Origin of the sequence: Paraburkholderia sp. A1RI_3L, assembly GCF_048957895.1 — a bacterium.
Lineage (GTDB): Bacteria > Pseudomonadota > Gammaproteobacteria > Burkholderiales > Burkholderiaceae > Paraburkholderia > Paraburkholderia kururiensis.
Window position 1 is genome coordinate 1 of the sequence record NZ_JARCHA010000112.1, and the last position, 248, is coordinate 248.

Below are 248 nucleotides of genomic sequence, written 5' to 3' on the forward strand. Positions count from 1 at the left end.
CGTGCACGAGCGTCGCGCCGTCGCGCGCCTGCGCGCTGATCGAAGAGGCGGCGCGACGTGCCGTATCCGATGCGAGGGAATTGCTGCCGTTCAGGATCGACGCGCCGTTGGAATGCGAGTTGACCACGCAGACGCCGGGACAGGCGGATTTGTTTTGCCAATGGCCGGACATGCGGCGCATCGACGGTAGCACACTGCGCTTTGGCGCGGACAGTATGCAGTCGCTGGTGCGGGTGCTCAACTGTCTG

At 65.3% G+C, this 248-nt stretch carries 1 protein-coding gene; it reads left to right on the top strand.

The window, feature by feature from the left end; genetic code table 11:
- A partial coding sequence (locus tag PXJ20_RS33135; RefSeq protein ID WP_421057539.1) for a M55 family metallopeptidase occupies positions 1-248 on the top strand: 248 nt, incomplete at both ends.